General features: G+C 68.2%; 6 protein-coding genes. 5 read left to right on the top strand and 1 reads right to left on the bottom strand.

Going from position 1 to position 9018, the window contains the following annotated elements:
• A partial coding sequence (locus OSB52_RS24300; RefSeq protein ID WP_443673201.1) for a DUF7373 family lipoprotein occupies nucleotides 1-578 on the bottom strand: 578 nt, incomplete at its 3' end.
• Nucleotides 579-938: 360 nt separating this feature from the next.
• On the opposite strand from OSB52_RS24300, the gene OSB52_RS24295 reads away from it, so the two are divergent.
• From OSB52_RS24295 to OSB52_RS24275, 5 genes are all read left to right on the top strand, one after another.
• Nucleotides 939-2813, top strand: coding sequence for a dynamin family protein (locus OSB52_RS24295; RefSeq protein ID WP_266063888.1), 1875 nt, complete (start codon nucleotides 939-941; stop codon nucleotides 2811-2813).
• The gene (locus OSB52_RS24290) at nucleotides 2810-4267 is read left to right on the top strand and encodes a GTPase (RefSeq protein ID WP_266063887.1); all 1458 of its coding nucleotides are present in this window, start codon (nucleotides 2810-2812) and stop codon (nucleotides 4265-4267) included. Before OSB52_RS24295 ends, OSB52_RS24290 begins: the two co-directional genes overlap by 4 nt.
• Nucleotides 4268-4290: 23 nt before the next feature.
• Complete coding sequence (locus OSB52_RS24285; RefSeq protein ID WP_266063885.1) at nucleotides 4291-6111, top strand: Hsp70 family protein; 1821 nt, start codon at nucleotides 4291-4293, stop codon at nucleotides 6109-6111.
• A 111-nt stretch (nucleotides 6112-6222) separates the two neighbouring features.
• Nucleotides 6223-6807: a hypothetical protein gene (locus tag OSB52_RS24280; RefSeq protein WP_266063883.1), complete on the top strand. Its 585-nt coding sequence runs from the start codon at nucleotides 6223-6225 to the stop codon at nucleotides 6805-6807.
• A gap of 262 nt (nucleotides 6808-7069) precedes the next feature.
• A partial coding sequence (locus OSB52_RS24275) for an ATP-binding cassette domain-containing protein (RefSeq protein ID WP_266063881.1) occupies nucleotides 7070-9018 on the top strand: 1949 nt, incomplete at its 3' end.

Here is a 9018-nt window from a genome sequence, read left to right as displayed (position 1 = left end):
TCGGTGCCCTCGTCGCGGATGACGTGGGTGCCGGGCAGGCCGGGCAGGGTGGTGACGGTGTCGTCGCCGTTGGCGGCGACCTGCTCGGCGAGTTGCTGGGCGGCGGCAGTGGCGGCCTGCGGTGTCATGTACCGCAGCACCACGGTGTTGAGGCCGCGACTGGTGCCCTGCCGGATGTTGGCGGCCGGGGTGGAGGCGCTGGTGGTGAATCCGTAGAGCAGGTCATCGTTGGCGGGCACCTCGGGAGTGCCTTCACCGAGGATCATGGTCAGGTTGTTGCGGCTGGCGATGGCCGACGTCGGGTTCTTCATGTCGGTGATGTCGCGGTCGACCTCGAAGGGCACCACGATGAACTGCGCCATGCGTTGGCCTTCGACCTGCACGATCTGGTCGTCGGTGGCGCGGCCGAACTCCGGGCGCGGCTCGGTAGGGTAGGGGCCGGTGTCGAGGGCGGCTACATCGACCGATGCGGCGGCTGCGCTACTGCTGGATGCGGGGTCGTCGCTGGCGGGTTGGCCATCGGTGGAACACGCGGTCAAAGTCGCCAGGGTGGCTGCGGTGGTCGCGGCGATCCCCATCGTGCGTAGTGTTGGTTGCCAACGCGTCATCGTTGTGGTGGTCCCTTCTGCGGGTGTGCCGCAAGGAAGAGCGCCCCCCTTGTGACCGGCCGTGGCCCGCACGCAAAACTGTGTCGTTTCCGTAGTTGGATGCGCTGGCGGCCGATTTGGTTCCCCCCGACCGAACCTGCACGATTCTGTTGCTCGGCTGCAGGGTAGTGCACTACCACGATCCCCGCGAATAGTGGGGTGTCGGTACACTCACACCCCGACATCCCTGGTACCCAGGTCACGCACTGCTCGTGGCACCGCGATCCGCGGGCGCAGAGTATGCGGTTGCTGGGGGCTGAGGGTGAAGGGGACCGCGGGGGACGAGCAGTGATGGCTGAACAGAGCGCACCGACATCGGCGGCGCCGGCGGATGATGCTGCCGCAGTCGTCGCGGGCGCGGTGAAGGTGCTGCGCGCCTACAAGATGGATGCGATCGCCGATATCGCCGAGTCGAAACTGTCCGACACTGAGGCCGCCACGGTGGTGGTGGTCGGCGAGGTGCAGCGCGGGAAAAGTTCGCTGGTCAACGCGCTGGTCGGGCAGCGTGGTATCTGCCCGGTCGGAGTGGATGTGACCTCGTCGGCCACGGTGTCGGTGACCGCGGATCCGGAGTTGGAGTGCGCTGAGCGGGCCACCTTGTTCTTTCCGTCCGGGCCGCGCGACTGCCCGGTGGCGCAACTGCCCGACTGGGTGACCACCGGCGGGGCTCGCGTCGTTGATCCGCAGGTCGAGGAACTGCCGACCTCGGCGGCGGTAGCGATCCGCACCTCGATGTTGGCCGGGGTCACCGTCATCGACACTCCCGGGGTGGGCGGGCTGGATGCGGGTTTGACACGTTTGGCGAGCCGCTCGGCGCAGCAGGCGTGTGTGTTGGTGGTGGCCTGTGACGCCTCGTCGCCGTTGACCGCCCCGGAGATCGCGTTCGTTCGGCAGGCCGCCTCGACGGTGGATGCGGTGGTGGTGGCGGTCACCAAGATCGACAAACATCTGCGGCGGTGGCGTGAGATCGTCGCCGATAACCAACGCATCATCGCCGAACAGTTGCAGCGCCCGGTCCCGGTGATTGGGGTGTCGAGCCTGTACGCAGCGTGGGCGGTGGAGACCACCGACCCGGCCGAGCGTGCCGAACTCGACGCCGACAGCGGTATCAGCGTGCTGCGGGCGGCGATCACCACCCGGCTGCAGGTCGGGGCCCGCGCACCGCACCTGGATGCGGTGCGCACCTGTGTGGAGGGGTTACGCACGGTACGCGGCACCGTGGCGGCCGAGCTCGATGCTCTCGAGGTCAGGGCGGCGGGGTTGCCGGATCTGACCGCCCAGCGGGACCGGTTGAGCGAGCTGCAGGATCAGTCACGCCAGTGGGAGCAGTATTTGGCGCGGGATCTGACGTTGCTGCGTCAGTCCGCGGTCGACGATCTCGAGCAGCGGCTGGACGCGGTGCGTGACAAGTGGACGCACTACATCAACACCCACGGCATGGCGGTACTGCGTAGCAGTGCCCAGAAGTTCACCGCCGACATGCAAGCCGATCTGCAGGTGGCGATGGCCGAAACGTTGGCCGGGTTTCTGCAGCGGCTGCATGATTCGGTCATCGAGTCGCGCTTCGCCGATGACCCGGCGGTGTGGGAAGAACTGTGTGCCCGCATCGTGGATTCGATGCAGGACAAGAAGATCGAAACCCACCAGGTCGGCAACAAACGCCACGGTCTGCTCGACCCGACCTTGCTGACGATGGGGGTGGTCGGCTCCTCGACGTTGGGTGGTCTGCTTGGCTTGTCGGCGCTGATGGGTGTCGGGTTGATCGTCGGGACCGCCTGGGTGGGGGTGAATTTGAGTTTCCGCGCGATCCGCGCGGGTAAAACCAATCTGCTGAGCTGGCTGCGCGAAACCATCGGCGCCACCAAATCGGCCACCGGTCGGCTGCTGGATGCGGCTGTGGCCCAGGCCCGCCCGGAGATCGTCATCCGTTACCGCGATTACCTGCGCACCAACATCGACACCCTGCAGAAAACGATCGCCGAGGTGCAGCAGAACGCGGCCGCCGACGAAGCGACCCGCACCAAGACCCACAGCCGGTTGACCACCAACCTGGGCATCGTGGACAAACGCCTGGCCGCCGCGACTGCCCTGCTGGCCGCGAGCGAACCGCCGTCGCGGCCAGCGGCGGCGACCGCGGGTGCTGATATGGGTGGGGCAGTGCGATGAGCGCCCCCGCCGGGTACGGCGCCGCCGGTGGTGTCGATCCGATCCACGCCGTGCTGGATCGTGGTCTGCATCAGCTGGCGGGGCTCGGTGGCGATCTGGTCGGGCATGCCAACGCGATCGGCACCATCTTGTGGTCGCCGCCGCGAGTGCTGATCGTGGGCCGACTCAAGGCCGGAAAATCGACATTGGTCAACGCGCTGATCGGGGCGCCGGTCGCCGAAACCGCTGCGCTGGAAGCCACGCATGTGGTGACCGTCTATCAGGACGGCGCACCGTCGCGTGCCGAGGTCGTCGGCCTCGACGGACACCGTCAGCCGGTGGCGGTGGGCCGCGACGGGCACAGTGTGGCGTTGCCGCTGCCGAGCCCGCAGATCGCGTTCGTCGACCGCTGGCTGCCGTCGGCGGCGCTGCGCGAGCTGACGTTGATCGACACCCCAGGGTTGTCGACGCTGACCGTCGACAACGATGCGGCCACCCGCCGCGCGGTGATCGACGGGTTCGAACAAACCCGTACCGCCTCGGTCGACGCTGATGCCGCGGTGTTCTTGTTCGACGCCGCCCCCCGCACCGACGAACTCGACTTTCTGCAGCAGTTGCCGTTCACGCCGCTGACCATGCTGGGGGTGCTGTCGCGGGCCGACAGTTTCGGCGAAGGCGCACTCGGCGAGCGGGACCCGCTGGCCCATGCCGGACAGCACGCCCAGCGGCTGGCCACCCAACTCGCCGGCACGGTGTCCACGGTGGTGCCGGTATCGGGGTTGCTCGCGCAGACCGCCCACACCGGCCAACTCACCGAGCAGACCGCCGCCGCCCTGTCCGCGCTGGGCGGACTGACACCGCGGCAGGTGGCCAGAATCATCGACAACGATCAGCTGCCCGCCTCGCTGCCGCCGGCGGCGCGTGCGCAGCTGTTGGGGCTGGTCGGCGAGTACGGGTTGATCCATGGCCGCGAGGCCGCCGGCCACGGTGCGGCCGCCCTCAACGACTGGTTGGCTACTCGCTGCGGCATCGACGCCCTCCGGCATCTGCTGCACACCTCGATCGCCCGGTATGCGGTGCTGCACCGTGCGCATCGCATCCTGGCGCGTCTGGACCAGCTGGCGTTCACCCACCCGGCGCGCGACCACATCCGCACCATCGCCGCCGGGCTGCGCAGCGACCCAACACTGCAGTTGGTGACTGTCCTGGAGGACTACCAGCGGATGCTGCGCACCGACCCGGACTGCCCGGTGACCGACGAGCTGCGCACCATCCTGACCGCCACGCACCGTGCCGGACAGGTCGAACTGCCCGAGCACAGCGACCCCACCCAGATCGCCGCCGCCGCCCAGCAACGCCTGGCGATGGCGCAGCAGCGCAGCCTGGCCACCGGTTCGGCCGCCGAAGACGCCGCCCTGGTCACCCTCATCGGCTTCTACACCACTCTGACCACCACCAGCGGCGTCGGCCGCTAAACGCAAGGAAACCCCGATCTCCTATGCCTTCTGCCTCGTGGATTCTGGCCATCGACTTCGGCACCTCCAACTCCGCCGCCGCCCACTCCGGCGCCACTAGTGGGGGAGTGGAAACACTGTCGCTGACCCACACCAGCCACCTGATGCCGTCGGCGGTGTTCTTGCACACACCTGAGCGCATCATCGTCGGTGACGCCGCTGTCGATGCTGCCCAACACAATCCGGCCGGCTATGTGGCTTCCCCGAAACGACTGATCGGCGGTCCATCCCTGGCGATGGCCACCGTCAACGGCCACACCGTGCCGACCGCCGCCCTGGTGTCGGCGGTGCTGGGCACCATCATCGGTCGTGCGATCGCCGCCCACGCCGGCCAGCCCCCCAGCCAGGTGGTGTTGACCCATCCCGAGGCGTGGTCACCGCCGCAGATCGAGGTCCTCACCGACGCCGCCGCCCGCGCCGGAGTACCCGCCGCCGACATCAGCACCATCTCCGAACCACGGGCGGCCGCCGCCCACTACTCCCGGTCACACGCCATGCAGCCCGGCGCCAAGATCGTGGTGTTCGACTTCGGTGGCGGCACCCTGGACATCGCGGTGCTCACCGTCACCGGCGACAGCACTTTCGAGGTGGTCGCTGCCCGCGGCAACAACGGGCTCGGCGGAAAAAACCTGGACGCGCTGATCCAACGGTGGGTGTTCGACCGCCTCGCCGAACGCGACCCGGAGCACGTCGCCTGGCTGCGGCGCGGCGCCCCCATCGACGCACTGCAAGCGCTGCAGGACTCGATCCGCCGCGCCAAAGAGCTGCTGTCGGAAGCGCCGTCGGCCACCATCACCGTGCCCGCCGCCACCGGTGGCCGCACCACTCTGCAGATCACCCGCGACGAGTTCGACGAACTGATCACCCCGGCAGTCGGCGAAGCGCTCCAGCTGACCCGCGCCACGCTGCTCGACGCCGGCATCACCCACCCCGACCAGATCACCGCCCTGTATCTGACCGGCGGATCGTCCCGCATCCCCCGCATCCAGCAGGAACTCGGCCAGGTCGGTCCGGTCGCCACCCTCGACGACCCGAAAACCGTTGTTGCCCAAGGCGCGGTCACCACCGCTCTGGCCGCCACCGAACCGGTCACCGAGCAGCGTGGCGTCCCCGTGGCCAGCGACCTGATGCCGTCCTGGCACGACCAACCCGCCCACACCCCCGGGCGCGGACACCCCGCGGCCACCGATGTCGCAGGTAACGGCAACACCGGTCGGCGGTGGCCCCGGATCATCGCCGTGGCCATCGCCGCGGTGGCCGTCATCGGCATCGGCAGCGCCGCAGTCGCATTGACCCGGGGCGGTGACGACGCCACCGACACCACCACAGCTGCGCCGGCATCGTCGTCGGCTGCGGCCGAAGCCACCGGCAAAGACGGTGGGCGCATCATCACCGACCAGGACGAACTGCTGGCGACGCTGCCCGGGGGGATGCAGACCGAACTCGGCGACTGCCGCAAGACCGGTTTCACCGACAACGAAGCCGTCGAAGTCATGTGTGACTACGCCCCGGAGAGCAGTCTGGCCGAGCTGGTCGACCCGATCGGCGACTACCTGTCGTTTCATGTCGACGACAACGAAGCCAACAGTCGCATCGTCAACATCCGCAACGGCATCTACACCCAGGGCAAAGGAGTCCTGGTCGAATCGGCCGACCGCACCGCGGCCGCCGAGATTAACGCCGACGAGGTCGACGTCAGCATCGACTACGCCGACTCCGAGTCCGGACTGATCATGAGCGTCGGGGGACTGAAATCCGTGGACGACGCCCGCACCTACCTGACCCGCTCCGGACTGATCCGCTGACACAACGTCGGTGCGCCCGGGGAACATTGCCGGCCACTCGCCGCAACTCATTCCTGACACCACAACAGCAGCAGCCCCCGAGCCTGGGGGACATAACAGAAGGGGGCCACCATGTCCGAGAACACCACCACCGAAACCAACGGCGCACCTGCTGTCGACCCGGTGACCGTGTCGACACCGTTCGGCGAGGCCGCCGTCACCTCGACCACCGACGTCGACCGTGACGGCACCGTCGATGTCATCCACACCGCCACCGCCGACGGCGCCGAGGTCAACGGCTACCTCGATGCCGAGGGCAACGTGGTGCTCATCGAGGGTGACGCCGACGGCGACGGGACCCTCGACACCGCCATCTACGCCGGCGCTGATGCCACGACCATCGTCGAAGAAGACCTCGACAACGACGGCACCGTCGACGAGGTCACCACGGTGTCCGCCGACGGCAACATCGACCGCATCGACGAGATCGACAACGGCCAAGTCGTGTCGTCGATCCGCGATATCGACGGCGACGGCACCTTCGACGTCAAAGTCATCGACGCCGACGCCGACGGCACGTTCGAAACCACCATCCTCGACGCCGACGACGACGGTCTGCCCGACACCGCCGTCACCGACACCGACGGCGACGGCTACGGCGACGACGTCCGCTACATCGACGGCGGACCCGACCACACCACCGACGACGTGATGTGACCACGCCCGGAAGCATCCGTCGCCGCGCGGCCGGGCGCACCAACCACAGCAAGCAGGTGCGGCCGGCTGCCGGAGTGGTGGGCGACGACCACCCAAACCGCCCCGACATCCGCTGATCGGTCCTCCGCACCGCTGCCAACTCGGACCGGTGCGCTGCGCAGGCATGCGTGCTCACCTGGCGGGAACATCCGACCCGGGTCGCCGCGTCTGATTGCTGTCCACCTGGTTTGGCGCCGAGTCCCGGCGAGATCGGAGATGTCTCGTGTTCAGCACCCGCCGCGACGTCGGTGACGAGACCGCCGCAGCCGACCGCGGTCCGCGACGACTGACCGGCGGCCCCAACCTGGGCGCGCTCACCCGACAACTCGACGGTGTGCCGCTGGCGGCGGTGTGCACGGTGGGGCGTGCCGCGACCAACACGGTGTGCGTCGATGACCAGCTGGTCTCGCGCGCCCACGCCCGGCTCACCCGCACCGCAGACGGTCTGCGACTGCAGGATCTGCAGTCCAGCAACGGCACCTATGTCGATGGGCACCGCATCCACGACACCTACATCGACGACGGTGCGCTCATCACCTGTGGCAACACCGATTTCGTCGTCAACGACCAGCAGTTGCGCCGACTACCCACCCGCGGCTGCGGTGACGGCATCACCAGCGGTGACGGCATCCGCGTGGACGGTGTCGGACTCGTCGTCGACGGCGGACTTCGGCTGCTCGACGACATTTCGTTCACGGCCGCACCGGGCACGTTGACGGCGATCATCGGACCCTCCGGCGCCGGCAAATCCACCCTGTCGTCGGTCATCGCTGGGGTAGCCACCCCCAGCACGGGCCATGTGACCTTCGATGGCCATGACGTGCACGCCGACTACGCCGCGCTACGCACCCGCATCGGGATGGTGCCCCAACACGATGTGCTCCACCACAAACTCACCGTCCGCCACGCCCTGGGCTACGCCGCCGAACTGCGGCTGCCGCCGGACCTGACGTCTGCCGACCGCGACCACGTGATCGACGCCGTACTCGCTGAACTCGACCTCACCGCCCATGCCGACACCCGCATCGACAAACTCTCCGGTGGACAACGCAAGCGAGCATCGGTCGCGATGGAGTTGCTCACCAGCCCGGCACTGCTGATCCTCGACGAACCGACCTCCGGGCTCGATCCGGCCCTCGACCGTCACGTGATGAGCACCCTGCGACGCTTGGCCGACGCCGGCCGCTCGGTGCTGGTGGTCACACACTCGCTGACCCACCTGGACATGTGCGATCAGGTGGTGTTGCTGGCGCCCGGCGGCAAGACCGCGTTCTGCGGACCGGCCCACGATGTGTCGATGGTGATGGGCAGTGACGACTGGGCCGACATCTTCGGTTACGTCGCCGCCCGACCCGACGACGCCCACCAGAATCACCGACGCCGACTCGGACTGGGTTCGGGCACCGATGACGTGGTCGTGGTGCCGCGCCGCATGACCCGCCCATCACCGCCGCCGCCGACCAGCTCCGCGGCCCACCAGGCCGGCACGGTCGGACACCGTCAGTGTCGGTTGATCATCGCCGACCGTGGCTACCTGACATTTCTGGCGGTGATGCCGATCGTGCTCGGTCTGCTGACGTTGGTCATTCCGGGCAGCGCCGGCTTCGCCCTCGCTACCGGCACCGACACCGCGGGTGAAGCTGTACAGATCCTGGTTATCCTCATCATCGGCGCCACCTTCATGGGCACCGCCCTCACGGTGCGTGACCTCGTCGGTGAACGCGCCATCTACCACCGCGAACGTGCTGTCGGACTGCGCCCGGGTGCTTACTTGACCGCCAAGATCGCCGTCTATGTCACCGCCACCACCTGCCAAAGCACGATCATGCTCGCCATCACCTACCTCGGCAAGGGCACCCCCACCTCCCTCGTCGCCACCATTGCCCTGACCGTGGCGACCGCGACCACCGGAGCGCTCGGAGTGCTTGTCGGATTGGCAATCTCGGCGACGGTCGGGTCCACCGAACAGACCATGCCGCCGCTGGTCATCGCGATCATCGCCCAACTGGTGTTCTGCGGCGGCCTGTTCCGCCTCACCACACCTGTGGTGGCGCAACTGAGTTGGCTGTTCCCCTCCCACTGGGGATACGCCCTTGCCGCCGCCGCCGTCGACCTGCCCACCATCGCGCCGGGCGCCCCGCAAACCCACGACGCCGTCCTGTTCGAACCATC

Origin of the sequence: Gordonia aquimaris (assembly GCF_026262595.1) — a bacterium.
In the GTDB taxonomy this organism is placed as follows: domain Bacteria; phylum Actinomycetota; class Actinomycetes; order Mycobacteriales; family Mycobacteriaceae; genus Gordonia; species Gordonia tangerina.
Note: the sequence above shows the minus strand (reverse complement) of the source record. Positions and strands in the feature narration are given on the sequence as shown.

Coding starts and splice junctions, on each gene's coding strand:
- OSB52_RS24290 (WP_266063887.1), top strand. CDS start 2,810: ATGAGCGCCCCCGCCGGGTACGGCGCCGCCGGTGGTGTCGATCCGATC.
- OSB52_RS24285 (WP_266063885.1), top strand. CDS start 4,291: ATGCCTTCTGCCTCGTGGATTCTGGCCATCGACTTCGGCACCTCCAAC.
- OSB52_RS24295 (WP_266063888.1), top strand. CDS start 939: ATGGCTGAACAGAGCGCACCGACATCGGCGGCGCCGGCGGATGATGCT.
- OSB52_RS24280 (WP_266063883.1), top strand. CDS start 6,223: ATGTCCGAGAACACCACCACCGAAACCAACGGCGCACCTGCTGTCGAC.